The 23,568-nt window shown below is 71.0% G+C and carries 27 protein-coding genes; 17 read left to right on the top strand and 10 right to left on the bottom strand.

Annotated features, from left to right (window positions below; genetic code table 11):
- The first annotated feature begins 36 nt into the window (after window positions 1–36).
- Window positions 37–603, top strand: coding sequence for a J-domain-containing protein (locus tag E7742_RS05515; protein ID WP_137798037.1), 567 nt, complete (start codon window positions 37–39; stop codon window positions 601–603).
- Between the two features lie 3 nt (window positions 604–606).
- On the opposite strand, the gene E7742_RS05520 is transcribed toward E7742_RS05515, so the two are convergent.
- On the bottom strand, window positions 607–1,038 hold the full coding sequence (locus E7742_RS05520) for a pyridoxamine 5'-phosphate oxidase family protein (RefSeq protein ID WP_137798038.1): 432 nt from the start codon (window positions 1,036–1,038) through the stop codon (window positions 607–609).
- Between the two features lie 109 nt (window positions 1,039–1,147).
- Here E7742_RS05520 and E7742_RS05525 point away from each other — a divergent pair, with 109 nt between their 5' ends.
- The 3 genes from E7742_RS05525 to E7742_RS05540 all read left to right on the top strand — a co-directional run bounded on the left by E7742_RS05525 (window position 1,148) and on the right by E7742_RS05540 (window position 5,841).
- Window positions 1,148–1,771: a TIGR03085 family metal-binding protein gene (locus tag E7742_RS05525; protein ID WP_137798039.1), complete on the top strand. Its 624-nt coding sequence runs from the start codon at window positions 1,148–1,150 to the stop codon at window positions 1,769–1,771.
- A 96-nt stretch (window positions 1,772–1,867) separates the two neighbouring features.
- Window positions 1,868–4,630: a DNA translocase FtsK gene (locus tag E7742_RS05535; RefSeq protein WP_175420412.1), complete on the top strand. Its 2,763-nt coding sequence runs from the start codon at window positions 1,868–1,870 to the stop codon at window positions 4,628–4,630.
- A 212-nt stretch (window positions 4,631–4,842) separates the two neighbouring features.
- Window positions 4,843–5,841 (top strand): TerC family protein, encoded by a 999-nt coding sequence (locus E7742_RS05540; protein WP_137798041.1) that lies wholly within the window; start codon window positions 4,843–4,845, stop codon window positions 5,839–5,841.
- A 62-nt stretch (window positions 5,842–5,903) separates the two neighbouring features.
- Here E7742_RS05540 and E7742_RS05545 read toward each other — a convergent pair whose 3' ends face one another.
- Both E7742_RS05545 and E7742_RS05550 read right to left on the bottom strand, forming a co-directional pair.
- Window positions 5,904–6,188 carry a YciI family protein gene (locus tag E7742_RS05545; protein WP_137798042.1) on the bottom strand — a complete coding sequence of 95 codons (285 nt, stop codon included), beginning with the start codon at window positions 6,186–6,188 and terminating at the stop codon, window positions 5,904–5,906.
- 28 nt (window positions 6,189–6,216) lie between these two features.
- Window positions 6,217–6,705, bottom strand: a complete 489-nt coding sequence (locus E7742_RS05550; RefSeq protein WP_137798043.1) for an amino-acid N-acetyltransferase — start codon at window positions 6,703–6,705, stop codon at window positions 6,217–6,219.
- Between the two features lie 168 nt (window positions 6,706–6,873).
- Here E7742_RS05550 and pgsA point away from each other — a divergent pair, with 168 nt between their 5' ends.
- From pgsA to pspM, 5 genes are all read left to right on the top strand, one after another.
- Complete coding sequence (pgsA, locus tag E7742_RS05555; protein ID WP_137798044.1) at window positions 6,874–7,509, top strand: CDP-diacylglycerol--glycerol-3-phosphate 3-phosphatidyltransferase; 636 nt, start codon at window positions 6,874–6,876, stop codon at window positions 7,507–7,509.
- Complete coding sequence (locus E7742_RS05560; protein ID WP_137798045.1) at window positions 7,506–7,994, top strand: CinA family protein; 489 nt, start codon at window positions 7,506–7,508, stop codon at window positions 7,992–7,994. Before pgsA ends, E7742_RS05560 begins: the two co-directional genes overlap by 4 nt.
- A gap of 72 nt (window positions 7,995–8,066) precedes the next feature.
- On the top strand, window positions 8,067–8,441 hold the full coding sequence (locus E7742_RS05565) for a helix-turn-helix domain-containing protein (protein ID WP_137798046.1): 375 nt from the start codon (window positions 8,067–8,069) through the stop codon (window positions 8,439–8,441).
- A 190-nt stretch (window positions 8,442–8,631) separates the two neighbouring features.
- Window positions 8,632–9,456: a phage shock protein PspA gene (gene pspA / locus E7742_RS05570; RefSeq protein WP_137798047.1), complete on the top strand. Its 825-nt coding sequence runs from the start codon at window positions 8,632–8,634 to the stop codon at window positions 9,454–9,456.
- A gap of 130 nt (window positions 9,457–9,586) precedes the next feature.
- Complete coding sequence (gene pspM, locus E7742_RS05575; RefSeq protein ID WP_137801051.1) at window positions 9,587–10,357, top strand: phage shock envelope stress response protein PspM; 771 nt, start codon at window positions 9,587–9,589, stop codon at window positions 10,355–10,357.
- A 6-nt stretch (window positions 10,358–10,363) separates the two neighbouring features.
- On the opposite strand, the gene E7742_RS05580 is transcribed toward pspM, so the two are convergent.
- Genes E7742_RS05580 through E7742_RS05590 form a run of 3 tightly spaced genes read right to left on the bottom strand, consistent with a single transcriptional unit; the run spans window position 10,364 to window position 12,276 of the window.
- Complete coding sequence (locus E7742_RS05580; RefSeq protein WP_137798048.1) at window positions 10,364–10,969, bottom strand: energy-coupling factor transporter transmembrane component T family protein; 606 nt, start codon at window positions 10,967–10,969, stop codon at window positions 10,364–10,366.
- A complete protein-coding gene (locus E7742_RS05585) occupies window positions 10,966–11,646 on the bottom strand; it encodes an energy-coupling factor ABC transporter ATP-binding protein (RefSeq protein ID WP_137798049.1) in 681 nt (226 codons plus the stop codon). Before E7742_RS05585 ends, E7742_RS05580 begins: the two co-directional genes overlap by 4 nt.
- 9 nt (window positions 11,647–11,655) lie before the next feature.
- Window positions 11,656–12,276, bottom strand: a complete 621-nt coding sequence (locus E7742_RS05590; RefSeq protein ID WP_137798050.1) for a biotin transporter BioY — start codon at window positions 12,274–12,276, stop codon at window positions 11,656–11,658.
- A gap of 232 nt (window positions 12,277–12,508) precedes the next feature.
- Between E7742_RS05590 and E7742_RS23140 the strand changes: the two genes are divergently transcribed.
- Window positions 12,509–12,685 (top strand): hypothetical protein, encoded by a 177-nt coding sequence (locus E7742_RS23140; RefSeq protein ID WP_175420413.1) that lies wholly within the window; start codon window positions 12,509–12,511, stop codon window positions 12,683–12,685.
- Here the strand turns inward: E7742_RS23140 and E7742_RS05595 are convergent.
- Entirely contained in the window at window positions 12,682–13,566 is an 885-nt protein-coding gene (locus E7742_RS05595; RefSeq protein ID WP_137798051.1) for a LysR family transcriptional regulator, read from the bottom strand. The genes E7742_RS23140 and E7742_RS05595 overlap by 4 nt on opposite strands.
- Before the next feature lie 90 nt (window positions 13,567–13,656).
- Between E7742_RS05595 and E7742_RS05600 the strand changes: the two genes are divergently transcribed.
- Together E7742_RS05600 and E7742_RS05605 are read left to right on the top strand one after the other, a co-directional pair.
- A complete protein-coding gene (locus E7742_RS05600) occupies window positions 13,657–14,883 on the top strand; it encodes an MFS transporter (RefSeq protein ID WP_137798052.1) in 1,227 nt (408 codons plus the stop codon).
- A gap of 4 nt (window positions 14,884–14,887) precedes the next feature.
- Window positions 14,888–15,601 (top strand): PIG-L deacetylase family protein, encoded by a 714-nt coding sequence (locus E7742_RS05605; RefSeq protein ID WP_137798053.1) that lies wholly within the window; start codon window positions 14,888–14,890, stop codon window positions 15,599–15,601.
- Here E7742_RS05605 and E7742_RS05610 read toward each other — a convergent pair.
- Together E7742_RS05610 and E7742_RS05615 are read right to left on the bottom strand one after the other, a co-directional pair.
- On the bottom strand, window positions 15,583–16,500 hold the full coding sequence (locus E7742_RS05610; protein ID WP_137798054.1) for a diacylglycerol kinase: 918 nt from the start codon (window positions 16,498–16,500) through the stop codon (window positions 15,583–15,585). The genes E7742_RS05605 and E7742_RS05610 overlap by 19 nt on opposite strands.
- Window positions 16,497–18,125: an FAD-binding oxidoreductase gene (locus tag E7742_RS05615; protein WP_137798055.1), complete on the bottom strand. Its 1,629-nt coding sequence runs from the start codon at window positions 18,123–18,125 to the stop codon at window positions 16,497–16,499. Before E7742_RS05615 ends, E7742_RS05610 begins: the two co-directional genes overlap by 4 nt.
- A 20-nt stretch (window positions 18,126–18,145) precedes the next feature.
- On the opposite strand from E7742_RS05615, the gene E7742_RS05620 reads away from it, so the two are divergent.
- The gene (locus tag E7742_RS05620; RefSeq protein WP_137798056.1) at window positions 18,146–18,733 is read left to right on the top strand and encodes a TetR/AcrR family transcriptional regulator; all 588 of its coding nucleotides are present in this window, start codon (window positions 18,146–18,148) and stop codon (window positions 18,731–18,733) included.
- 27 nt (window positions 18,734–18,760) lie between these two features.
- Complete coding sequence (locus E7742_RS05625; RefSeq protein WP_137798057.1) at window positions 18,761–20,272, top strand: glycerol-3-phosphate dehydrogenase/oxidase; 1,512 nt, start codon at window positions 18,761–18,763, stop codon at window positions 20,270–20,272.
- 37 nt (window positions 20,273–20,309) lie between these two features.
- Here E7742_RS05625 and E7742_RS05630 read toward each other — a convergent pair whose 3' ends face one another.
- Window positions 20,310–20,924, bottom strand: coding sequence for a maleylpyruvate isomerase N-terminal domain-containing protein (locus tag E7742_RS05630; protein ID WP_137798058.1), 615 nt, complete (start codon window positions 20,922–20,924; stop codon window positions 20,310–20,312).
- Between the two features lie 133 nt (window positions 20,925–21,057).
- On the opposite strand from E7742_RS05630, the gene E7742_RS05635 reads away from it, so the two are divergent.
- Genes E7742_RS05635 through E7742_RS05645 form a run of 3 tightly spaced genes read left to right on the top strand, consistent with a single transcriptional unit; the run spans window position 21,058 to window position 23,468 of the window.
- Window positions 21,058–22,041: an LLM class F420-dependent oxidoreductase gene (locus E7742_RS05635; RefSeq protein WP_137798059.1), complete on the top strand. Its 984-nt coding sequence runs from the start codon at window positions 21,058–21,060 to the stop codon at window positions 22,039–22,041.
- Between the two features lie 36 nt (window positions 22,042–22,077).
- Window positions 22,078–23,226 (top strand): glycosyltransferase, encoded by a 1,149-nt coding sequence (locus E7742_RS05640; RefSeq protein WP_137798060.1) that lies wholly within the window; start codon window positions 22,078–22,080, stop codon window positions 23,224–23,226.
- 47 nt (window positions 23,227–23,273) lie between these two features.
- Window positions 23,274–23,468, top strand: coding sequence for a DUF3046 domain-containing protein (locus E7742_RS05645; protein ID WP_137798061.1), 195 nt, complete (start codon window positions 23,274–23,276; stop codon window positions 23,466–23,468).
- Window positions 23,469–23,568 lie beyond the last annotated feature (100 nt).

Genomic DNA, 23,568 nt, shown 5'->3' on the forward strand with positions numbered 1-23,568 from the left:
GGCGGTCGCGCGGGGCGGGTGAGGAGGTGCCCCGTCATGACCGAACGCAAGCCGCTGCGGGCCACGTTCGAGTCGTGGGTCGAAACGCAGATCCGCGGGGCGTACGAGCGCGGCGAGTTCGACGACCTCGAGGGCGCGGGCCGGCCGATTCCCACCCGCGGCGGTGACGACTGGTGGGTGCGGGGCTACCTCGAACGCGAGGGACTGTCCGCCGACGACCTGCTGCCCGAGCCGCTGCGCCTGCGCAAGGCCGTCGAACGGCTGCCGTTCACGGTCCGCACCCTCCGCAGCGAGCGGGAGGTGCGGGCGGAGGTCGCGCGGCTCAATCAACGGATCGCCGCGTGGCTGCGCAATCCGTCCGGCCCGCAAGTCCCGATCCGCCGCGTGGACGCCGACGAGATCGTCGACGGCTGGCGTGCCGACCGTGCGGCCCGGCCGGTCGCGGACCCGGCCGACCTCGACGACGAGCGGCGCAGGGCGAGAAGGGCACTCGCGCGCGCGGCGCTGGCGGAGGCCGGCTACACCGAGGTTCGGCGCGGACAGGTCCGCTTCGAGCGCCGTCGGCGCTTCACGTGGCCGTTCCGGCGGCGGAGGTCGGCGTGAGCCTCACGACTCGACCTTGCCGTAGTCGACGGTGAACCACCGCTCGGGCCGCATCCGGATCACGACGGCCCGGTCGTTGAACGATTCGGCGAGGAACTTCTCCGCCTCGTCCTCGGGGAGATACCGGCGGACCAACGGACGGATGTCGTCGGGCGCGACCTCGTCCTGGAATGTCGCCGCCCCCTCGACACTGACGTAGCGGTAGGGCGGCGCCTCCTGCTGCGCGCACAGGCTGAACCGGCCGGACGCCCGGATGAGGCGCTCCTTGACGGTGCCGCGCTCGGTCCAGACGGTGACCTCACCGCCAGGGACGTAGTGGTACCAGATCGGTACCGCGAGCGGAGCCCGTCCGTCGCGCTCGGCGGCGATCACGCCGATGTGGAGGTCGGCGAGGAAGCCCTCGCGCTCGTCCGTGGACATGCTCGTCTTCGACATTCGTCGCTCCTCACGAGAAACTCACGGGAAGTGTCGGGTCAGGATCCACGGTAGGGGCCCGCTTCCCGCGTCCGCCCGCATTCGCGTCGAGATCCGGTTACGGTGTGGTGTGCCCTACGCCCGTGACGAACGCCACGCACTGGTCGAGACGATGCGTACCGCCGGTCCCGACGCGCCCACGCTGTGCGGCGACTGGACCGCGCGGGATCTGGCCGCGCACCTGGTGATCCGGGAGCGCCGACTGGACGCCTCGCCCGGGATCCTGGTGCCCGCGCTGTCCGGATACACCGATCGGGTGCAGCGGGGACAGGCGCGCAAGGACTGGTCCGCGCTGCTGGGCGAGGTGGCCTCGGGGCCGCCGGTCTGGTCCCCGTTCCGGTGGATCGACGAGCAGGCCAACCTCGCGGAGATGTTCATCCATCACGAGGACGTCCGGCGCGCCGGCGGCGACTGGTCGGTGCGGACTCTGCCCGACGGTATGCAGGACAGGCTCTGGACGGTCGCGAAGGGAATCGGGCGCCGGAGCTACCGCCGCTCGCCGGTGACCGTGGTGCTCGAACGTCCCGACGGTGAGCGAGCCACCGTGAAATCGGCGGGGGACGCCACGGTCGTACTGCGCGGCGAGCCCGCCGAACTGCTGTTGCACGCCTTCGGGCGCGACGAGGTCCGCATCGAGTTCGACGGCGCCGCCCCGGATGTGGCAACCATCACCGCACTGGACCGCAGTGTGTGACGGGCGTGCTCTGCGGCGCCGTATGGGGACCGCCGGACCGCAGTGGCGTGTGTTGCAGATGGTCCGGATGGGGCCCGAGCGACTAACCTGACCTTCATGGCAGGGAAGACGAACGCGCGCGGAAGTTCGGCAGCATCCACGTCGAGGACTCGCACGCGTTCCACCTCCACGGCCCGGGCCGCCTCCGGTTCCGGGTCGCGCTCCGCCGGGACCGGGCGTTCGTCGTCCGGTGCCCGCGCCTCGGCGTCCCCGCGCAAGTCCGCGCCGTCGCGGTCGGCCGCGGCCCGCAAGCCCGCCGCCAAGCGCGGCGGCTCGGGTACGCGCCGGCCGGCGCAGAAGAACTCGCGGGGCTCGCAGGCCCTCGTCTCGGTCGGCCGTGGCATCGGTGCCGGGTGGTCGATGGTCGCCAAGGGAGTGGGCGCGACCACCCGCACCGTCGGCCGGGCCACCGAGATCGAACACGGCCATCGACGGGACGGCATCGCGCTGGCGCTGATCGCGGTGAGCGTCGTGATCGCCGGCGGCATGTGGTTCTCCGCCGGCGGACCCGTGGGGGAGTGGATCGAGACCGCGGTACGCGCCGTCGTCGGCGCGGTGGCCGCGGTGCTGCCGATCGTGGGCCTCGCGGTCGCCGTCGTGCTGATGCGCACCGAACCGAAGCCCGACATCCGCGCGCGGCTGGTGCTCGGCTCGCTCCTCGTCGGTCTCCCGGCGGTCGGTCTGTGGCACATCGCATCCGGGTCGCCGGCCGCATCGGACGGGTGGCCCGCCGGGGCGGGCGTCGTGGGCTACGTCGTGGCCGGCCCGCTCACCAACGGCGTGACCGAGTGGTTGTCGGTGCCGCTGCTGCTGATGGCGATGTTCTTCGGTGTGCTCCTGCTGACCGGCACGACGGTCCGCGAGGTACCCGACCGTCTCCGCTCGTGGTTCGGCACGTCGTACCGCGACGACGACTACGAGTACGACCACGCCGACGACCCCGACTTCGACGACGGCCACGACGGTGGCTACGACGATTACGATCCGGGCCGCTTCGACGCGGACGGCTACCCGACCGACGGCCCGGCCGTCCGGGAGCGGCCCGCCCGCCGCACCCCGCGTCGGCGCCGGGGGACACCGGAGCAGAACTACCCGACCGACGAGGTGCATGCCGACGCGGCCACCGAGGTGCTGGGGCTGTGGGATCCGGGTGATCCGGAGCAGGTGCCCGCGCCGCCCGAGCCCGAACCCGAGCCGGAACCCGCCCCCGCCCCTGTTCCCGCCCCCCGGCCCAAGCCGCGCGCCCGCGTCACTCCGCCGCCGGCGCCGGAACCCGTCCCGGCACCGGCCGAGGAGGAGGCGTTCGTCCCGGACCGCGTCGTCGAGGGCGACTACGCGCTGCCGCCGCTGTCGCTGCTGGTGGAGGGCGATCCGCCCAAGCGTGGCAGCCAGGCCAACGACGCGATGATCGAGGCCATCACCGAGGTGCTGCAGCAGTTCAAGATCGACGCTGCCGTCACCGGGTACACCCGCGGACCGACCGTGACACGCTACGAGGTGGAGTTGGGTCCGGGCGTCAAGGTCGAGAAGATCACGGCCCTCGCCCGCAACATCGCGTATGCGGTCGCCACCGACAACGTGCGACTCCTCGCGCCGATCCCGGGCAAGTCGGCCGTCGGCATCGAGGTGCCCAACTCCGACCGGGAGATGGTGCGGTTGTCCGACGTGCTGAGCGCGCCGTCCACCCGCAAGGACCACCACCCGCTGGTGATCGGTCTCGGCAAGGACATCGAGGGTGACTTCGTCAGCGCCAACCTGGCGAAGATGCCGCACCTGCTGGTCGCAGGTTCCACCGGCTCGGGTAAGTCGAGCTTCGTGAACTCGATGCTCGTGTCGCTGCTCACCCGCGCGAGCCCGGACGAGGTCCGGATGATTCTCATCGACCCGAAGATGGTGGAACTCACCCCGTACGAGGGCATTCCGCACCTGATCACGCCGATCATCACCCAGCCCAAGAAGGCGGCCGCCGCGCTGGCGTGGCTGGTCGAGGAGATGGAGCAGCGCTACCAGGACATGCAGGCCAGCCGTGTCCGGCACATCGACGACTTCAACGCCAAGGTCAAGTCCGGCGAGATCACCGCCCCCCTGGGCAGTGAGCGCGTGTACCGGCCGTACCCGTACATTCTCGCGATCGTCGACGAGCTGGCCGACCTCATGATGACCGCGCCGCGGGACGTGGAGGAGGCGATCGTGCGCATCACGCAGAAGGCGCGTGCCGCCGGTATCCACCTCGTGCTGGCGACGCAGCGCCCGTCGGTCGACGTCGTCACCGGTCTCATCAAGACCAACGTGCCGTCGCGGCTCGCGTTCGCGACGTCGTCGCTGACGGACTCGCGCGTCATCCTCGACCAGCCGGGTGCCGAGAAGCTCATCGGTATGGGTGACGGGCTCTTCCTGCCGATGGGCGCCGGTAAGCCCATCCGCATGCAGGGCGCGTTCATCACCGACGAGGAGATCGCGGCCGTCGTCGACTTCACCAAGAACCAGGCCGAGCCCGAGTACACCGAGGGCGTCACCACGGCCAAGGCGGGGGAGAAGAAGGACGTCGACCCCGACATCGGCGACGACATGGACGTGTTCCTGCAGGCCGTCGAGCTCGTGGTGTCGAGCCAGTTCGGATCCACCTCGATGCTGCAGCGCAAGCTGCGCGTCGGGTTCGCGAAGGCGGGCCGGTTGATGGACCTCATGGAGACCCGGGAGATCGTGGGTCCGAGCGAGGGGTCGAAGGCGCGCGAGGTCCTGGTCAAGCCGGACGAACTCGACGGGTTGCTGTGGACGATCCGTGGCGGCGATCCGAGTGCCGCACCGTCGGCAGAGTGACCGTTTCGTCCGGCTTCGTCGGACGCCGGTGACGTCCTGTGGTTGAATAGGAAGCCTGTGGAGGGGAGTATCCCCGTTTCCGCGACAGACTCGTCAACACGAGTGGCACCGTTGCCGCTCCGGTTCTGTCGGCCGATCGTCTCCGATTCGCTCGGGACATCGGTGGGAGAGACCTCCGGTGGTGAAACATACCTACCGGAGGTAAATCGCTCATGCATGTGTCCCCGCTCGTCTGGATCCTCACCTGCGTGGTGATCCTCGGGCTGTTCGTGTTCGACTTCTTCGCCCACGTGCGCACCCCGCACGCGCCCACCTTCCGCGAGTCGGCGTTCTGGTCGGCGGTCTACATCGGCATCGCCATCCTCTTCGGGGTGTTCGTGATGGCCAACTGGGGTACCACGTTCGGCGGCGAGTACTTCGCCGGATACGTCACCGAGAAGGCGCTGTCGGTCGACAACCTGTTCGTCTTCGTGATCATCATGTCGACATTCGCAGTGCCCCGGGAGTACCAGCAGAAGGTATTGCTCATCGGCATCGTGATGGCGCTGGTGATGCGCGGCGCGTTCATCGCGGTCGGCGCGGCAGCGATCAACACCTACAGCTGGGTCTTCTACCTGTTCGGCGCGTTCCTGATCTACACCGCGGTCAAGCTGATCAAGGACGCCGGCCACGGTCCCGAGGGTGAGCAGGAGCGGGAGAACAAGCTCGTCCGGACCGTCAAGCGCTTCCTGCCCACCACGGAGGAGTACGACGGCGACAAGCTGATCACCAAGATCGACGGCAAGCGGATGGTGACCCCGCTGCTGCTCGCGCTCGTCGTCATCGGCTTCACCGACGTGCTGTTCGCGCTCGACTCGATCCCCGCGATCTACGGCCTCACGCAGGAGCCCTACCTGGTCTTCACCGCCAACGCCTTCGCGCTGATGGGTCTGCGGCAGCTGTTCTTCCTCATCGGCGGACTGCTCGAGCGCCTGGTGTACCTGTCGTACGGGCTGTCCGTCATCCTGGCGTTCATCGGCGTGAAGCTGGTGCTGCACGCCCTCCACGAGAACACCCTGCCGTTCCTCAACGGCGGCGAGCACGTCTCGGTCCCGGAGATCTCGACCGTGATGTCGCTGAGCGTGATCGTGGGCGTCCTCGTCGTGACGACGGTCGCGAGCCTGCTCAAGACCCGCAACGACAAGTCCGACGACGCTCCGGTACGGAGCTGACCGCGGCGGCGGCCGGGCCCGACGGCCCGGCCGCCGACGGCCCGGCCGTCCGGGGGGAGCGGCTAGCCGGCGAAGACGCCGAAGACCGGGATCCACTCCCGGATGGTGCGTTCGGCCACGAGGTCACGCTTGGCGAAAGGGTCCTTGTCGAACAGCGACTGCACGTCCGCGGCGGAGGCCGCCTCGGCCATCATCAGGGCCCCGCTGCCGTCGGCGAACGGTCCCGACGACTGCACGACGCCGCGGCGGACGAGGTCGGACAGCCACGCGCGGTGATCGGTACGGTGGTCGTCGCGCTGGGCCGACTTCTCGGGCGCATAGGTGTACTGGACTGCGAACAGCGGCATGATTCCTCGATCCCGGCTCCGAACGGCGTCAGAGCGTCAGCAGCATGCGGGTATTACCCAGCGTATTCGGCTTGACGTAGCTCAGGTCCAGGAACTCTGCGACGCCGGTGTCGTACGACCGGCACATCTCGGCGTACACCTCCGCGGTCACCGGGGTGCCCTCGATCTCGGCGAAACCGTGCTTGGCGAAGAAGTCCACCTCGAACGTCAGGACGAACAGGCGCTCGAGCTCCAGTTCGCGGGCGACCTCGATGAGCTTCGCGACCACGAGATGCCCGGCGCCGCGGCCCTTCACCTGGGGGTCGACCGCGACGGTGCGGACCTCGCCCAGATCGGACCACAGCACGTGCATCGCGCCGCACCCGACGAGGTGACCGGACTGTTCCACCACCCAGAACTCCTGGATCGCCTCGTACAGCGTCACGAGGTTCTTCTCGAGCAGGATCTTGCCCGCGTAGATGTCGATCAGTCGTTTGATCTCCGGTACGTCCGAGGTGCGCGCTCGTCGCACCTTCATCTCTTCAGCCTCGTGCGTTCCAGCTGCCGGAGTCCCAGATGTCATGTGGTGCACAGTAGTCATAGCCTCAACCGATATTGTGAGCAGTGTGCCGCCCCGTCCCATCGCCCCAGACCACGTCCCGTTCGTCTCGGGTGTGCCTGGGCGAACCCCCGGATCGGTGTGCTCGTGACCGCCCCGCGCCGCCCCGTCGCGGCCGCCGCCGACGCGCTCCCCGCCGAAGGAATCGCACCGCGGACCCCCGTCCCGCTGGTCAACATCGCCAACATCCTGACGGTCCTGCGGATCCTGCTCGTCCCGGTGTTCCTGGTCGCGCTGTTCGTCGACGACGGGCAGTCGACAGGCTGGCGGATCGCGGCCGCGTCGATCTTCGCGATCGCGGCGATCACCGACCGCATCGACGGGCAGCTGGCGCGCAAGCACGGCCTCGTCACCGATTTCGGGAAGATGGCCGACCCGATCGCCGACAAGGCCCTCATCGGCGCCGCTCTGGTGGGACTGTCGCTGCTGGGGGACCTGTCGTGGTGGGTCACCGGCATCATCGCGGCCCGCGAACTGGGCATCACGCTGATGCGTTTCGCGGTGCTGCGGCACGGCGTGATCCCCGCCGGCCGCGGCGGCAAGCTCAAGACTCTCGTGCAGTCGGTCGCGATCGGGCTGTACCTGATTCCGTTCCCGGACGGCTTCGCGCCCGTCAGCGCGACGCTGATGGCGCTGGCCGTCGTGCTCACGGTCGTCACCGGGCTCGACTACGTGGTCCAGGCGGTGCGCCTGCGTGCCGGAGTCGGTCGCGGCGGATCGTGACCGATCCCTTGACGGCCGCCGTGCCCGCCCGTGAACTCGTCGAGGAGTTGACCCGGCGCGGTCAGACGCTGGCGACCGCCGAGTCGCTGACCGCGGGCCTGCTCGCCGCCACGATCGCGGGCGTCCCGGGCGCGAGCAACGTCCTGCGCGGGGGACTGATCGTGTACGCCACGGACCTCAAGGGCACGCTGGCCGGCGTCGAGTCCGAGGTCCTCGCCGTGGACGGACCGGTGGCGCGCCGGACCGCCGCCCAGCTCGCGGACGGTGCCGCCCGGCGCTGCGGAGCGGACTGGGGCGTCGGATTGACGGGCGTGGCGGGCCCCGACCCGCAGGACGGGCACCCGCCGGGCACTGTGTTCCTGGGCATCGCGGGCCCGGACGGGACCACGGTGACGGAGCTGGAATTGGGCGGCGACAGGTGGGAAATCCGATCCGACTGCGTCCGTGCGGCGGTGTCGAGTTTGCGCGAACGTTTGGCGCGATAGGGTTTCGGGAACCAATCGCTTGCGCTCGTGCGTTTGAATCACGAGTGGGGTATCGGATGAAGGAGGAGCGAGATGGCGCTGCTATTGCGTGAGGCAATCGGTGACAGTCTTCGGCGCACACGCGTTTCGCAGAGCCGAACCCTGCGCGAGGTGTCGAACAGCGCACGGGTGAGCCTCGGCTACCTGTCCGAGATCGAGCGGGGCCGCAAGGAGGCGTCCAGCGAACTGCTGGCCGCGATCTGCGACGCCCTCGAGGTTCCCCTGTCCGAGGTGCTGGTCGACGTCAGCGAGACGATGGCGGTCGGTGCGGCGCCGTCCGTCGACGGACGCCGTGCGGACGACCGGGTGGCCGCCGGTTCGGACGCCCAGGTGATGAACGGCCGGATCGCGCAGGAGACGCGGGTCGTCATCCCGGCTCCGCCGGCGCGCACGCTGGCGGCCGCGTAGGCGGCGGCCGGTGTCGTCGGTCCGCGGAAGACGATAGATTCGAAGAGATGATCACGGTGCATCGAACACATCCCGAGTGGTGGGTGCGTGGTCAGGCGAGCAGGTAGGGCCAGAAAACGAATTCGATGCGTGACGGTCGCGTATCGGGTCGCGCAACGCGCGGCGCACCAGATGGAGGCAGGATCAACCCATGGCTAATCCTTTCGTCAAGGGATGGAAGTACCTCATGGCGCTCTTCAATTCCAAGATTGATGAGAAGGCCGACCCAAAGGTTCAGATTCAGCAGGCGATCGAGGACGCTCAGCGTCAGCATCAGGCCCTGTCTCAGCAGGCTGCGTCGGTCATCGGCAATCAGCGCCAGCTCGAGATGAAGCTCAGCCGGCAGCTCGACGAGGTCGAGAAGCTGAACGCGAACGCCCGTCAGGCCGTCACGCTGGCAGATCAGGCCACCGCGGCCGGGGACACCGAGAAGGCCGTCCAGTACACCAACGCCGCCGAGGCGTTCGCAGCGCAGCTGGTCACCGCCGAGCAGTCCGTCGAGGACCTCAAGGTCCTGCACGACCAGGCGCTGCAGGCGGCGGCTCAGGCGAAGAAGGCCGTCGAGCAGAACGCCATGACGCTGCAGTCGAAGGTGGCCGAGCGCACCAAGCTCCTCAGCCAGCTCGAGCAGGCGAAGATGCAGGAGCGCGTGTCCGACTCGCTGCGGTCGATGGACCAGACCCTCGCGGCGCCCGGCAACACCCCGAGCCTCGACGCGGTGCGCGAGAAGATCGAGCAGCGCTACGCGAACGCCCTCGGTGCGGCCGAGCTGGCCCAGAACTCGGTGCAGGGTCGCATGATGGAGGTCCAGCAGGCGAGCGTCCAGATGGCCGGCCACAGCCGCCTCGAGCAGATCCGCGCCTCGATGAAGGGCGACGCCCTGCCGTCCGGTGGCGCCACGGCGACCCCGGCCAAGCCTGCCGCCGCGCCCGAGACACCCGCCGCGTCGCCCAACGGCGAAACCTCGGCGCAGTAGAAGTCCGCACAGCGAGCACGAAGACGGTTCCATGAGCAACACGCGAGACGGCCGGTCCGGGAAGAAGCCCGGGCCGGCCGGCTCCGTTTCCGGCAGCGGACGCGGGCTCGCTGCCAACGCGACCTCCGCGATGGACACCGCGCAGAACGTCCTGCGCGACGTCGGTGGCACCGTCGCCGACACGGTGCGCCGCTGGTCCGACCCGCGCGAACGCGTGCTGCGCAAGCGACGCCGCGCGCGGCGCCGCGCCACCAGGTTCGGCGTCGCCTCCGGTGCGAGTGTCGTCGGCACCGCATCGCTCGCGGTGGCGTCGGCCCCCGACTGGACGGTGGTCGCCACGGGCGGTGCGGCCGCGCTGTTCGCGGTGCCCGCAGTGGTCGCGGTGGGCACGTATCGGCGGCTGACGGCCACTCCGTTGCCGCCTGCCGCGGCGTCCCGTCGTCCCCTCCCGCCGGTCGGTTCGGCGGCGCGGGCCCCGATGGAACGACTGGCCCGAGCCGAGAGCAGCCTCCACCAGTTGCTGGGCGTGCTCGGGCGGTCCGCGGTCGTCGACGCCGGCGAACTCGACCACACCGGTGAGACGGGGCGTGCGGCGTCCGCGGCACTGCGGGCCGTTGCCGCCGACGTCGTGGCGATGGAGAGCGCGGGACGCGGCACCGCCGCGGCCGCGGCGCACCTCGAACGGTCGATCACCGCGGCTGCCGGGCAGCTGGACGTGGGCGTCGAGCAGTACGAGGGTCTCGTCACCGCGGCGGCGAAACTCACGGCTCCCGCCCAGTCGTCGTCGTACTCCCTGCTCGGTCGGCAACGCGACGAGCTGCTGTCCGCGTCGGACCGGCTCGAGGGCTGGGCCGAGGCGATCGGCGAGATCGAGGAGATCGAGCGACGCTACCGGGACTGACCCCGGTCAGTCGTCGACGCCGCGGGCAGCGAGTGCGTCACCCATCGCCTCCGCGGTCATGAGCGCGGACACCACGACGGGAACCGCCAGCGCGCGCAGGGAGAAGCCCAGCCCGCGGGCCTTGCGGGCGTCCGACACCTGCTGCACGATCCCCGTCAGCAGCGGGATGCAGCGCAGCGTCATCGCCAGGACGAGCGCGGCGCGCTCGGGATCGATGCCCAAGCGGCGCAACGGCCGCAGCGCCCGGCTGATGGTGTCGAGCATGTCCGACACGCGGGTGGTGAGCGTGACGAGGGCGGCGAGTGCGAACGCGACCAGAATCGTTCCACACACCACGACCGCGCGGGCCCAGCCCGTGAAGACCACCTGGAAGACACCGATGAACAGCAGCACCCACAGCAGCGGCCGCAACTGGGTGAGCGCGAGCCGGGCCGGGATGCGGGCCACGGCGTACGCCAGGACGACCGCGCCCGCGACCGGCGCGAGCTGCCACGGCTGACGGACCAGGATCGTCACGGCCAGGATCGCGGCGACCATCGCGAGCAACTTCGGGCCCGGCGACAATCGGTGCAGCAGCGACTTGCCCGGGACGTAGAGGCCGAGTGTGGTCATCCGATCAGCTCGCGGTAGTGCGCGATCGCGACATCGGGGGCGCCGTCGGCGGCGACCCGGCCCTCGTCGATCACGATTACCCGGTCGAAGTCGTCGAGCAGGTCCAGGTGGTGGGTGACCACGATCAGTTGCTGGCGCAGACCGGCGAGCGTGCGGCGCATCAGGCGGGCGTTGCGCAGGTCCAGCAGCGTCGTGGGTTCGTCCGCGACGATCACCTCGGGTTCGGTGACCATGACCGCCGCGAGCGCCAGCAGCTGCTTCTGACCGCCCGAGAGCAGGTGGGTGGGGTGATCGGCGTGCCCGGACAGGCCGAACTCGGCGAGCACCTGGGCGACCCGGTCGGCGCGCTCGCTCTTGCTCGCCGAGCTGCGCCGCAGCGAGAACCCGATGTCCTCCGACACCGTGGGCATGACGATCTGGTGGTCGGGGTCGGTGAACACGAAGCCGACCTTGCGGCGGACCTGGCGACCCTTGCGCGCGGTGTCGACGCCGTCGACGGTGACCGTGCCGGACGTGGGGGAGACGAGCCCGTTGATCATCCGCGCCAGCGTGGACTTACCGCTGCCGTTGGCGCCGACGATGCCGATCCGGGACTCGGTGAGCGTCAGGTCGATGCCCGACAGCACCGTGCGCTCGCCGTAGGAGTGGTGTACGCCGTCGAACCGGATCTCGCTCATCGTGGAAGGTCAGGCAGCGTCTGCGGTGTCGACACGCACCGGCGCCGTGGGCACGCGCGGCGCGGCGAGCGCCGGGTACGCGCGGTGCACCTGGGCGGCGACGACCGCGGCGACGACCGCCTTGACGGCGTCACCGGGCAGGAACGTGGCGTTGGCGGCGAACGCCGCCGCCAGCGTCATGTCGGTGCGCAGCAGCATGCCCCCGAGACCGAAGGCGTACAGCACCACGACGCCACCGAGCAGGTTGATCGCGACACCGGCGACCGTGTTGTACCGCGGCAGCATCCGGTAGCTCAGCCAACCGATCACGGCGGCCGCCGGGAGCCAGCCGATGAGGAACCCGGCCGTCGGGCTCGACAGCGACATCAGCGACGTGCGCCCGCCCGCGAGCACGGGCAGCGCCAGGCCGAGGACGATCACCGTCAGCACGGCCAAGGTGCCCTTGCGCGGCCCCAGCAGGGCACCGGCGAGCATGACGCCGAGCGCCTGCAGGGTGATCGGGACGCCCGAACCGCCGATCGTGATCGTCCCGGGCAGGCCCAGGGCGATGATGAGCGCCGCGAAGACGGCGATCTGCGCGAGATCGCGGGCAGTGTTGCGGGGAGTGCCCGTGGGGGATGTCGGCGACACGGCTATCGAGTGCTCCTGGTCTGTGCGCGAACGGTACGGATCGGGTCCAACCCGCCGAGCTTATGTCAGGCGGTGTCCGCGGACGCAGTCCAGTCCCCGCGGGTCCCCCTCAGGGTGAACCCCCATCTTTCCCTGATTTCGGGGCTGAGCTGGTGTTTTCCGGTTGCCCGCATGCCACGATCGACGTGCGCCGTCGATCTGTCGGCGGTGGGAAATCGAGCAGGAGGCACACGTGTTCTGGAAGATCATCGGCATAGTCGCGCTGGTGTGGATCGCGTTGGCGCTGGTCGGCGCCCTCGTGAAGGGGCTGTTCTGGATCCTGGCGGTCAGTGCGATCGTGTTCGGCGTGTACCTGCTGTTGAAGGCCATGTCGGGCAGTTCGGACACCGCGGACAAGACCGGGTACTAGCCGGACTCCTTCAGGCGGCGGTCGACGAGTTCGGTGAACGCGCGGCCCGCCGGGGACACCAGGGCCGGTTTGCTGATCAGGTGCACCGTCCGGATCGGGGCGTCGGCGATGCGGAGCATCCGTAGTTGCGGTCGATCGACGGCGTCGGACTCGGGGAGGAACCCCACCCCGACGCCCGCCGCGGTGAGGGCGGCCACCAGCGTCGCCGAACCGGCCTGGGCGACGACCCGCCGGGGCAGGCCGGCCATCGCGAAGGCGTCGTCGCTCTGCCGGCGGGCGCCGGTGCCCTCGGGGAAGTCGACGGTGGGTTCCTCGGCGAGGTCACGCAGTGTGAGCCGGGTCCGGTCGGCCCAACGATGGTCGGCCGCGACGACCGCCACCAGTTGTTCGGTCCCGAGGACGCGTGCGGTGAGGCCCGCCCGCGGGCGCGTGTGCCACAGTCCGATGAATCCCAGGTCGAGGTCGCCCGCCTCGACCTGTTCGACGATCGACTCGCTCATCGAAGACGTGACGTGGACGTCCACCCCGGGGTGGTCGTCGAGGAACTCACGGAGCAGCGCGGCCAGGTCGATCTGGGTGAGCGTGGTGATGGTGCCGATGCGCAGTGTGCCGGTGACGGCGCGCCCACCGCTGGAGATTTCGTTCTGCAATCGCTCGGCGCCGGCCAGGATCTCGCGGGCGCGGAGGACGAACGCCTCACCCGCGTCGGTGAGTTCGACCCGCCGGTTGCTGCGGGTGAACAGGGGAGTGCCGAGTTCGTGCTCGAGCTGGCGGACCTGGTGGCTGAGCGCCGACTGGGCGACGTGCAACCGGGCGGCGGCGCGGGTGAAGTGCCGCTCTTCCGCGACGGCGAGCGCGTAGCGCAACTGCCGCAGTTCCATCCGCGTCCTCCCGTGTGATCGTGATCCGCGATCAATGCGATCTGATCCAGATGTTAGACAGATGATTAGTGGGGATAAAGAATTCTCGGGGTGAGCATCACCGATTCCCGCCCCCCGACGTCCGACCGCCCCACCCTGTCGGGCGGTCTCCTCCTGGTCATGGCCGTGGCCACCGGGCTGTGTGTGGGCGGCAACTACTTCAATCAGCCACTGCTCGACTCGATCTCCACGGCCCTCGGCGTCGACCAGTCGACGGCGGCCGTGACCGTGACACTCTCGCAGGTGTTCTACGGCCTGGGGTTGCTGTTCCTGGTGCCGCTCGGCGACCTGCTGGACCGGCGGGTGCTCAGCGTCGGGCTCATGGTGCTGGCCGCGATGGGGCAGGCGGTGTGCGGTCTCGCGCCGACGATCGGCTGGCTGATGGTGGGCACCGCGACGGCCGGGTTGTTCTCCGTCGCAGCTCAGGTCCTCGTCCCGTTCGCGGCCGCCCTCGCCGAACCGGGCCGGGCGGCGACCGCCGTGGGGACGGTGATGAGTGGACTGATGGTGGGGATCCTGCTGGCGCGCAGCGTGGCCGGACTGCTCACCCCGCTCGGCGGGTGGCAGACCGTGTACCGCATCAATGCCGTCGCGATGGTCGCGGTCGCGGTCGTGTTGTGGCGCGCACTGCCGAGCTCCCGTGACCGGCACGGCCTCGGTTACGGCGCCATCCTCGCGTCGATGGGAGCACTGCTGCGCGAGCAGCCGCGGCTGCGCACCGCGACGGCGATGAGCGCGCTCAGTTTCGCCGCGGCGAGCACGGTCTTCGCGGCCATGGCGTTCGTGCTGGCCGCCGAGCCGTTCGGGCTCGACGACGTCGCGATCGGCCTGGTCGGCCTCGTCGGGGTCGCCGGCGCGGTGATGGCGAACGTCGCCGGGCGTCTCGCCGACCGAGGTCTCGCCCGCGCCACCGCCGGAGTGGGATCGCTGGTGCTGCTGGCGTCGTGGGCACTGTTCGGGCTCGGCGCGCACAGTCTCGTCGCGTTCGTGTCGGCGATCCTGGTCTCCGACATCGCGCTCAAGGGCGTGCACGTGAGCAACCAGGGCGTCGTCTACGCGCTGGCGCCGCAGGCCCGGTCCCGCGTCACGGCGGTGTACATGACCGGATACTTCGTGGGCGGCGCGGCGGGCTCGGCGCTCGGGTCGCTGATGTGGGCCACTCACGGCTGGGCCGGGGTGTGCTGGGCCGGGGCGGCCCTGTCCCTGGCCGTGCTGCTCGTGTGGCTGCTCGATATCCGGGTTTCGGCGCGCACGACCGCGACCACCGGGGCATGCTGACCCCATGGAGCCGATTCCGGAGGACTGGCAGCGCGGGCTGGTGATCGTCGCGCACCCCGACGACATCGAGTACGGCGCCGCGGCCGCGGTGGCGCACTGGACGGATCAGGGCAAGGACATCAGGTACGTCCTGGTCACGAGCGGCGAGGCCGGCATCGCGGGGTTGCCGCCCACGCAGTGCGCGCCGCTGCGGGAAGAGGAGGAGCGCCGGTCCGCGGCCGTCGTGGGCGTGAGTAGCGTCGAGTTCCTCGGCTATCCCGACGGCCGGATCGAACACGGCCCGCAGCTGCGCATGGACCTGGCCCGGGTGATCCGGCAGCACCGACCCGAGATGGTGATCACGATGAACCACCGCGAGACGTGGGGGCCGGGGTTCCTCAACAGCGCCGACCATCGCGCGGTGGGGCTCGCGGTGCTCGACGCGGTCGCCGACGCGGCGAACGAGTGGATCTTCCCGGAGCTCACGAAGCCGCCGTGGACGGGTGTGCGGTGGGCTGCCGTGAACGCGATGACCGGGATCACCCACGCCGTCGACGTCACCGACACCGTCGAGCGGGCGGTCGCGTCGTTGTGCGAGCACCACGCGTATCTGGAGGCGCTCGGCAGCGAGCCGGTGGTGGAGCAGGCGGCCCGGCAGATCGAGATGTCGACCGCGGCCCAGGCCGGGTTCGACGCCGAACGGGCCGTCGGGTTCGAGCTCTACGTGTTCGGCGGCTGACCCGCGCGCCCGGACGCCGGCCCGGCGATCACGCGGCCCGCGCCGGGCACCGCCTCGATGTCGATCGGCAGCCGTCCGACGAACTCGCCGTCGGCGTACGACGTCACGGGGACGCCGGTCTCGAGCCGCAGCGTGCGCGTCCGGAACGTCTGTACCTCGTCGAGCCGGACGTGCGTGCCCTTGTAGACGGTAGGGAACAACCGCACCAGCCGGAATCGGCCGCCCGAGCCCACCACCGTGACGTCGAGGAGGCCGTCGTCGAGCTTCGCGTCCGGGGTGATGAGCATCCCGCCGCCGTAGGACGTGCCGTTGCCGACCGAGACCATCGTGGCGTCCAGTTCGATGGTGCGGTCGTCCAGGACGATCCGATAGGGGATCGGCTTCAGCTGCGCCAGCTCCACCAGCATCGCCAGGTTGTAGCGCATCGGACCGGTGGGCCAGCGCATCCGGTTGGCCCGATCGGTGACGCGGGCATCGAACCCGCTCGACAGCACCGTCCCGAACCAGCGGTCACCGCCCACGCGCGCGAGATCGACGGTTGTCACGTCGCCGCCGGCGATGATGTCTGCCGCCGCCACCGGGTCGTCGACCGGGACGTGGAACAACCGGGCGTGGTCGTTGCCCGTGCCGCCCGGGACGATGCCCAGTGGAATCCCGGTCTGCGCCAACGCCTGCCATGCGATGCTCACAAGCCCGTCGCCGCCCGCCGCGACGAGCGCGTCGGTGCCCTCGGCGACCGCCGCGCGGGCCAGTGACAGTGCCTCGGCGGCCGAGCCGCCCTCGATCTCGGTGACCGTGACGCCCAGTTCGCGCAGGCGCGCCACCGCGGCGGCCGACGCGCCGGGCGCGTGGCCGCCACCGGCCGCGGGGTTGGTCAGGACCGTGACCGAGCGCCTCATGGGATCAACTTGCCCGGGTTGAGGATTCCCGACGGGTCGATCGCGTCCTTGACCGCGCGCAGGACGCGAGCGCCGAGCTCGCCCACCTCGCGCGTCATCCAGGGTCGGTGATCGACGCCGACGGCGTGATGGTGCGTGATGGTGCCGCCGGCGGCCACGATGGCGTCTCCGGCGGCGCGCTTGGCGGCGGTCCACTGCGACAACGGATCCGCGGCTTGCGCGCAGACCACCGTGAAGTACAGCGACGCCCCGGTCGGGTAGGTGTGCGAGATGTGGCACATCACCAGCGCCGGGGTGCCTTGAGCGGCAAGCGTTTCGGTGAGTGCGGTGGTGACGGCGGCGCGCAGCTCCCCGAGATCGGACCAGCGCGCGGCGGTCTCGAGCGTTTCGGCGACGGCGCCGGCGTCGAGGAGGGCGTCGCGCAGGTAGGGGGCATCGAACCGGCCGTGCTCCCAGGACCGGGCGGGGCCCTCACCCAGGGCCGTGCCGCCGTGGGCAGCGAGCAGCGCGCTGGCCTCGGCGCACCGCGCCTCGACGTGGGCGTCGGTGCCCTCGAACGTCGTGATCGCCAGGCAACCCGAGGTGGGGCTGTCGCCGCCGATGTCGCCCGCGAGGGCCAGGTTGATGCCCGTCTCGGCCTCGTCCGACAGGCGCATCACGGTCGGTGCCGAACCCGATTGCGCGACGGCGCGCAGCGCGGCCGCGCCGGTCTCGAAGTCGGGGAACGACCAGGCCTGGTAGGCGGTGCGTTCCGGGACCGGGTGCACCCGCACGCCCACCTCGGTGATGATTCCCAGCGTGCCCTCCGACCCGACGAACAGCTCGCGCAGATCGGGGCCGGCGGCGGAGGCGGGGCCGCGGCCCAGCTCGAGAGTGCCCGAGGGAGTGGCGACCCGCAGCCACTCCACCATGTCGTCGAACCGGCCGTAACCGGCGGAGGCCTGGCCCGACGACCGGGTGGCCGCGAAGCCGCCGATGGTCGCGAACTGGAAGCTCTGCGGGAAGTGGCCGAGCGAGAATCCGTGCTCGCCGAGCAGCTGCTCGGCCTGCGGCCCGGTCACCCCGGCCTGCAGGGTCGCGACCCCGGACACCGGGTCGAGATCGACCAGCGCGTTCAGCCGGCGCAGATCCAGGGCGACGACGGACCCGAACCGCCCCCGCGCCGGATCGACTCCGCCGACGACGCTGGTACCGCCGCCGAACGGGACGACCGCGATGCCCTCGGCCGCACAGAAGCGCAGCAGCGCGAGCACCTCGTCGTGGGTGCCGGGCAGCAGCACCACGTCGGGGGCGTCCTGCCGGCCGGCGGACTTGCGGCGCAGCAGGTCCGGGGTGCTCTTGCCGCCCGCGTGGCGCAGGCGCGTCGCGTCGTCGGTGCGGACGTGCTCGGCCCCGAGCAGGTCCTCGAGGGCCTCCACGAGGGGCGTGCCGAGCGCGCTCTCCCGCAGCGTCGTGTCCGCCTCGGCGGGCGGGGCGAACTGCTCCGCCGACACGCCGAGCGCCTGCTGGAGCAGGGACGTGATCTGCGGGGAGAGGTGGCGCCGGGACTCGGCGACCCCCCAGGCGTCCCACTCCATGGTGGGCGCCTCGGTGGCGGGGAACTCGGGCACGAAGGCATCGGACATGCGTTACAGTGTTACACACAATGTCTATTCGTAACGAGGTTTCCGATTCGCCGACGGTCGAGGACCAGATCCTCGACGCGGCGCGCTCGTGTGTGCTGGACTTCGGGCTGCGCCGGACGACGCTGGCCGAGGTGGCGCGCCGCGCCGGTGTGAGCAGGCCGACCGTGTACCGGCGGTGGTCGGACACCCGCGCGGTGGTGGCCGACCTGCTGACCCGCGAGATTCGCCTGGTCATCCCGGCGATGGACGGGGCCGGACCGGCCCGCGTCCAACTGGTGCGGGCGGTGGTCGACGTCGCCGCGGGCATGCGCGAGCACCCGCTGTTCGTGAAGATCCTGCGGTCGGATCCGGACCTGCTGATGACGTACATCGTCGACCGGCTCGGCACGAGTCAGCGCGCCATCGTCGACCGCGTCTCGCTCGCCGTGGCCGCGGGCCAGGCCGACGGTTCCATCCGCCCGGGTGAACCCACGCACATCGCGGCGATGGTGCTGCTCATCGCGCAGTCGGCGGTCCAGTCCGCCGGCATGGTGGCCGAGGTGCTGCCCGCGGACCAGCTGACCACCGAGCTCGAGATCGCGGTCGACAACTACCTCGCGCCGCGCTGACGCCGGACGACACTCCAGGAGGCACCCGTGCAGGACAACTCGCAGTCGGCGCTCGACGCCGACCGGCGCCGCCGTGAACTGGCGGACCTGGCCGAGCACCCGGAAGTCGACGTCCTCGTCGTCGGCGGCGGTGTCACGGGCGTCGGCACCGCTCTCGATGCCGCGTCCCGGGGCCTGCGAACGGTGCTGGTCGACAAGCACGACCTCGCGTTCGGCACCAGCCGGTGGAGTTCCAAGCTCGCGCACGGCGGGCTGCGCTATCTGGCGTCGGGCAATGTCGGGATCGCCCGGGAGAGCGCCGTCGAACGCGGCATCCTCATGACGCGCACCGCCCCGCACCTCGTGCGGGCGCTGCCGCAGCTGGTCCCGCTGCTCCCGTCGGTCGGCGCGTTCGAGAAGACACTCGTGCGAGTCGGTTTCCTGGCGGGCGACGCGCTGCGGGCCACGGCCCGGACGCCCTCGTCGGTGCTGCCGCGATCGCGCCGGGTCGGTGCCGAGCGGGCCGCGCAGCTGGCGCCGACCGTCCGCCGCGACGGCCTGCGCGGCGGTCTGCTCGCGTACGACGGGCAGCTCGTCGACGACGCCCGGCTGGTCGTCGCACTGGCGCGCACGGCAGCGGCCCACGGCGCGACGATTCTCACGCGCGTCGGTGCGTACGACGTGACGGGCGACTCGGCGCGGCTGCGGGACGAGCTGACCGGGGAGGAGACGACGATCCGGGCGCGTGCCGTCGTGAACGCGGCGGGCGTGTGGGCCGGCGCGGTCGATCCCGACATCCGGCTCAAGCCCAGTCGCGGCACGCATCTCGTGTTGCCGGCGCCGCTGCTCGGCAATCCCACCGCGGCGCTGACGGTCCCGATTCCCGGGGCGACCAACCGCTTCGTGTTCGCGTTGCCGGCGCAGCTCGGCCGCGTCTACCTGGGTCTGACCGACGAGGCCGTCGACGGCGCGATCCCGGACGTTCCCGTCGCGTCCGACGGCGAGATCGACTTCCTGCTCGACACCGTCAACACGGCGCTGGCGACCCCGGTCACCCGCGCCGACGTGCTCGGCACGTTCGCCGGCCTGCGTCCGCTCCTCGACACCGGCGGGGGCGCCACCGCCGACCTGTCCCGTAACCATGCGGTGCTGCGCTCGTCGACCGGGGTGATCAGCGTCGTCGGCGGCAAACTCACCACCTATCGCAAGATGGCGCAGGACGCCGTCGACGCCGCGATCGCCGCGGGAGGCCTGACCGCCCGGCCGTGTGTGACGGCCGATCTCCCGGCGGTGGGCGCGGATCGCAGTGCGCCGCGGAATCTGCCGCCCACGCTGGTCGCCCGATACGGCAGCGAGGCCGGCCTCGTGGCCGCGGCCGGAGCACTGACCCCCGTCGCCGACGGCATCGACGTCACGCACGCCGAGTTGGCCTTCGCGGTCAGCCACGAGGGCGCGCTCGACGTCGACGACCTCCTCGACCGGCGCACCCGGATCGGACTGGTCGCCGAGGATCGCGAGCGGGCGCTCCCGGCGGCGGAGCGGGCACTGGCCGGACGGTGATCCGGACCGCCGCCCGCGAGCGGGAGCGAAACGGCTCTCACACGACGGAGAAGGACCCCGGCAGCGCGGCCCGGCCCGTCAGGGCCCGCAGCACGGTGGCGCCCGTGCCGTCGACAATCGCGAGCCGGGCCGCCAGCACGGTCGTCTCGGCGAGGACGTCGTCGGGAAGGGTGAGTGTGGTGTCGAGGGCCGCAGCGATGTCGAGACTGTGCACGGCGAGCTCGAAGGTCCGCGTCGGTAGGTAGGCGTGCAGTCGAATGCCCAGTCCACCGATCACGCGGATGGGTCGATCCTCGCCCGTCCCGAGCCGGGCGACCACGTCCGCGACCAGCGCGTCGACCGCTGCCGCGGGGTCGGCGCCGAGATCGACGCCGGCGCGGCGCCCCCGCTCGACGATCCCGTCCGGATCGGCATCCGCTGCGGCGGCCTGCGCGCGGGCGAAGTAGTGCTCGGAGCCGGCGATGTCCACGGTGTCCGCAGGACTGCCGAGGTAGGTGCCGACCGTGCTCAGGGCGCGCGAGGTGTGCCCCACCAGCGAACGCAGATCCCAGTCACCCAGACCCGGCCCGTCCCAGCGGTTCCCGGGGATCGAGCGGACCAGAGCCGCGAAGCTGCGCGCGGCGGACACGTAGGTCGTCACCGGTGTCTCCACTGAATCCTCCTGATTCGAAAGCTGACGACGAGAACATAACGGCGGCAACGGCTCGCGTCTTCCGAGGATCTCACCGTGGACGCGCGCAGAGACGCCTGCCGCGGGCACGCGCATCGGCGTAGCGTCAGGCGTCATGAGCATTCGACTGGGCTACCAGATTCCGAATTTCAGCTACGACACCCCCGTGCGCGACCTGTTTCCGACTGTCATCACCCAAGCTCGGGAGGCGGAAGCGGCCGGTTTCGACGCCGTGTTCGTGATGGACCACTTCTATCAGCTCCCCGGGATCGGTGAGCCGGACGAGCCGATGCTCGAGGCGTACACGTCGCTCGCCGGGATCGCCACCGCGACCGAGACGATCCAGCTGTCCGCGCTCGTCACCGGCAACACGTACCGGAACCCGGCGATGCTCGCGAAGACGGTGTCCACACTCGACGTCGTCAGCGGCGGGCGTGCCGTGCTGGGTATCGGCGCCGGGTGGTTCGAACTCGAACACCGGCAGCTCGGATTCGAGTTCGGCACGTTCACCGAACGCTTCGAACGGCTCGACGAGGCCCTGCAGATCATCGCGCCGATGCTGCACGGTGAGCGTCCGACGTTCGCGGGGAAGTGGTACCACGTCGAGAACGCGATCAACGAGCCGCGCTACCGCGACGATCTGCCGATCATGCTCGGCGGAGGCGGCGAGAAGAAGACGTTCGGCCTGGCGGCGCGCTACGCCGACCACCTCAACGTCATCGCGAACGCCGCCGAACTGCCCCGCAAGCTCGACGCGCTCGCGCAGCGCTGCGACGAGGCCGGACGCGACCGGTCGACCCTCGAGACGAGTTTCCTCGCGTTCGTCATGATCGACGAGGACGGCGACAAGGCGCGGCAGCTGCAGCGGGAGTTCCTGCTGGCCCGTGGCATCGACCTGTCGACGCTCTCCGACGCCGAACGCGCGGAGGCGACCGATCGCCAGTTCGTCGGCAGCCCCGACGAGGTCGCCGACCAGATCAAGACGCGGGTTCTCGACGTCGGTATCGACGGGGTCGTCATCAACCTCGTGGCCAACGGCCACCAGCCCGGCATCGTCGAACTGGCCGGGCGCACCCTGGCACCGCTCGTGCGTGGGTGACCCGGCCGGGCGCCCCGGGTGTGGCACGCTGTCCGGATGCGAGTAGCTGTCGTAGCCGGGCCCGAGGCCGGGCACGCCGTCCCCGCTCTGGCGCTGTGCCGCAAACTCGTTGCCGCGGGTGACGATCCGGTGTTCTTCTCCGACGGGCGGTGGCTCGACACCGCCCGCCGGATCGGGATCGAGGCGCGCAAGCTCGGGGGCCTCGCGCCTCGCGAGTTCGACGACGATGCGGACTCGGGCTCCAAGATCCACGGCCGCGCCGCGCACGTGTCGACCGCGCTCCTGCCCGACATGCGCGCGGCGGCACCCGATCTGGTCGTCTCCGACGTCATCACGGTAGGCGGGGCCATGGCCGCCGAACGGATCGGGGTGCCGTGGGTGGAACTGTCGCCGCACCCGCTGTACCTGCCGTCCGCGGGGCTGCCGCCGATCGGGTCCGGGCTCGCGCCCGGGGTGGGAGTGCGCGGCCGGGCCCGCGACGTGCTGCTGCGGGCCATGACCGCCCCGGCCATTCGCAAGGGACACCGCCAGCGCCGCGAGGCGCGGCTGAGCGTGGGGCTGCCGCCCATCGACCCGGGGCCGGCGGCCCGGTTGATCGCCACGCTGCCGGCGCTCGAAGTGCCGCGACCGGACTGGCCGTCGAACGCGCACGTCGTGGGGCCGCTGGTGTGGGAGCCGGCCGAGGACGTCCTCGTTCCGCCGCCGGGCGACGGGCCGCTGATCGTGCTGGCGCCGTCCACGGCCGCGACCGGTGCCGGCGGCATGCTCGACACCGCGATCCGAGCGCTCGACGGGCTGGGCGTGCGGCTGTTGGTCACGTTGTTCGAGACGCCCGACCTCGCGTTGCCCGACTGGGTCCGCGCCGGGTACGGGCGGCAGGACGAGATGCTGCGGGACGCGTCCGCGCTGGTGTGCGGCGCCGGGCACGGCGTGCTCGCCAAGGGGCTGCTCGCCGGGGTGCCGCTGGTGACCGTGCCCGGGGGTGGAGACCAGTGGGAGGTGGCCAACCGGGTCGCGCGGCAGGGGAGCGGTGTCCTGATCCGTCCACTGACGGTCGAGGCGTTGCGGGACGCGGTGCGCCGCGTGCTCGACGAGCCGTCGTACGGGGACGCGGCCCGGCGGGCGGCCGCCGGGGTCGCCGACGTCGAGGACCCGGTGGCGGTGTGCCGGAGCGTGCTCGGCTGAGCGGTCGCGGCGTTCGGCGCCCGCTCGACTCCGCTACCGTGGCACGTGTGCGACTGACCGAATTCCATGATCTCGTCCGGGAAGAGTTCGGACAGGTCCGCGGCGACTCCCTGCTCGTCGACCACGTCTTCCTCAGCCTCGGAGGCCGGACGGCCGCCGCCGCGATCGAGGACGGTGTCGATCCCAAGGCCGTGTGGCGCGCGATGTGCGACGAGTTCGACGTCCCACCGCAGCGCCGCTGATCCCGCCTCCACCGGTGATTGACTCGAACAGATGTTCGCCTATGCTGGAGTCATCCGTCGTCGTCCACGACCTGTGGCCGAGTGCGGCAGCACGGACCGT

Source organism: Rhodococcus sp. SGAir0479 (genome assembly GCF_005484805.1).
Classification (GTDB): domain Bacteria; phylum Actinomycetota; class Actinomycetes; order Mycobacteriales; family Mycobacteriaceae; genus Prescottella.

What these genes read in the sequence shown, in the direction of transcription:
- E7742_RS05515 (WP_137798037.1), top strand. Translation starts at nt 37, where the DNA reads ATGACCGAACGCAAGCCGCTGCGGGCCACGTTCGAGTCGTGGGTCGAA.
- E7742_RS05520 (WP_137798038.1), bottom strand. Translation starts at nt 1,038, where the DNA reads ATGTCGAAGACGAGCATGTCCACGGACGAGCGCGAGGGCTTCCTCGCC.
- E7742_RS05535 (WP_175420412.1), top strand. Translation starts at nt 1,868, where the DNA reads ATGGCAGGGAAGACGAACGCGCGCGGAAGTTCGGCAGCATCCACGTCG.
- E7742_RS05540 (WP_137798041.1), top strand. Translation starts at nt 4,843, where the DNA reads ATGCATGTGTCCCCGCTCGTCTGGATCCTCACCTGCGTGGTGATCCTC.
- E7742_RS05545 (WP_137798042.1), bottom strand. Translation starts at nt 6,188, where the DNA reads ATGCCGCTGTTCGCAGTCCAGTACACCTATGCGCCCGAGAAGTCGGCC.
- E7742_RS05550 (WP_137798043.1), bottom strand. Translation starts at nt 6,705, where the DNA reads ATGAAGGTGCGACGAGCGCGCACCTCGGACGTACCGGAGATCAAACGA.
- E7742_RS05565 (WP_137798046.1), top strand. Translation starts at nt 8,067, where the DNA reads ATGGCGCTGCTATTGCGTGAGGCAATCGGTGACAGTCTTCGGCGCACA.
- pspA (WP_137798047.1), top strand. Translation starts at nt 8,632, where the DNA reads ATGGCTAATCCTTTCGTCAAGGGATGGAAGTACCTCATGGCGCTCTTC.
- pspM (WP_137801051.1), top strand. Translation starts at nt 9,587, where the DNA reads ATGGACACCGCGCAGAACGTCCTGCGCGACGTCGGTGGCACCGTCGCC.
- E7742_RS05580 (WP_137798048.1), bottom strand. Translation starts at nt 10,969, where the DNA reads ATGACCACACTCGGCCTCTACGTCCCGGGCAAGTCGCTGCTGCACCGA.
- E7742_RS05585 (WP_137798049.1), bottom strand. Translation starts at nt 11,646, where the DNA reads ATGAGCGAGATCCGGTTCGACGGCGTACACCACTCCTACGGCGAGCGC.
- E7742_RS05595 (WP_137798051.1), bottom strand. Translation starts at nt 13,566, where the DNA reads ATGGAACTGCGGCAGTTGCGCTACGCGCTCGCCGTCGCGGAAGAGCGG.
- E7742_RS05605 (WP_137798053.1), top strand. Translation starts at nt 14,888, where the DNA reads ATGGAGCCGATTCCGGAGGACTGGCAGCGCGGGCTGGTGATCGTCGCG.
- E7742_RS05610 (WP_137798054.1), bottom strand. Translation starts at nt 16,500, where the DNA reads ATGAGGCGCTCGGTCACGGTCCTGACCAACCCCGCGGCCGGTGGCGGC.
- E7742_RS05615 (WP_137798055.1), bottom strand. Translation starts at nt 18,125, where the DNA reads ATGTCCGATGCCTTCGTGCCCGAGTTCCCCGCCACCGAGGCGCCCACC.
- E7742_RS05620 (WP_137798056.1), top strand. Translation starts at nt 18,146, where the DNA reads ATGTCTATTCGTAACGAGGTTTCCGATTCGCCGACGGTCGAGGACCAG.
- E7742_RS05635 (WP_137798059.1), top strand. Translation starts at nt 21,058, where the DNA reads ATGAGCATTCGACTGGGCTACCAGATTCCGAATTTCAGCTACGACACC.
- E7742_RS05640 (WP_137798060.1), top strand. Translation starts at nt 22,078, where the DNA reads ATGCGAGTAGCTGTCGTAGCCGGGCCCGAGGCCGGGCACGCCGTCCCC.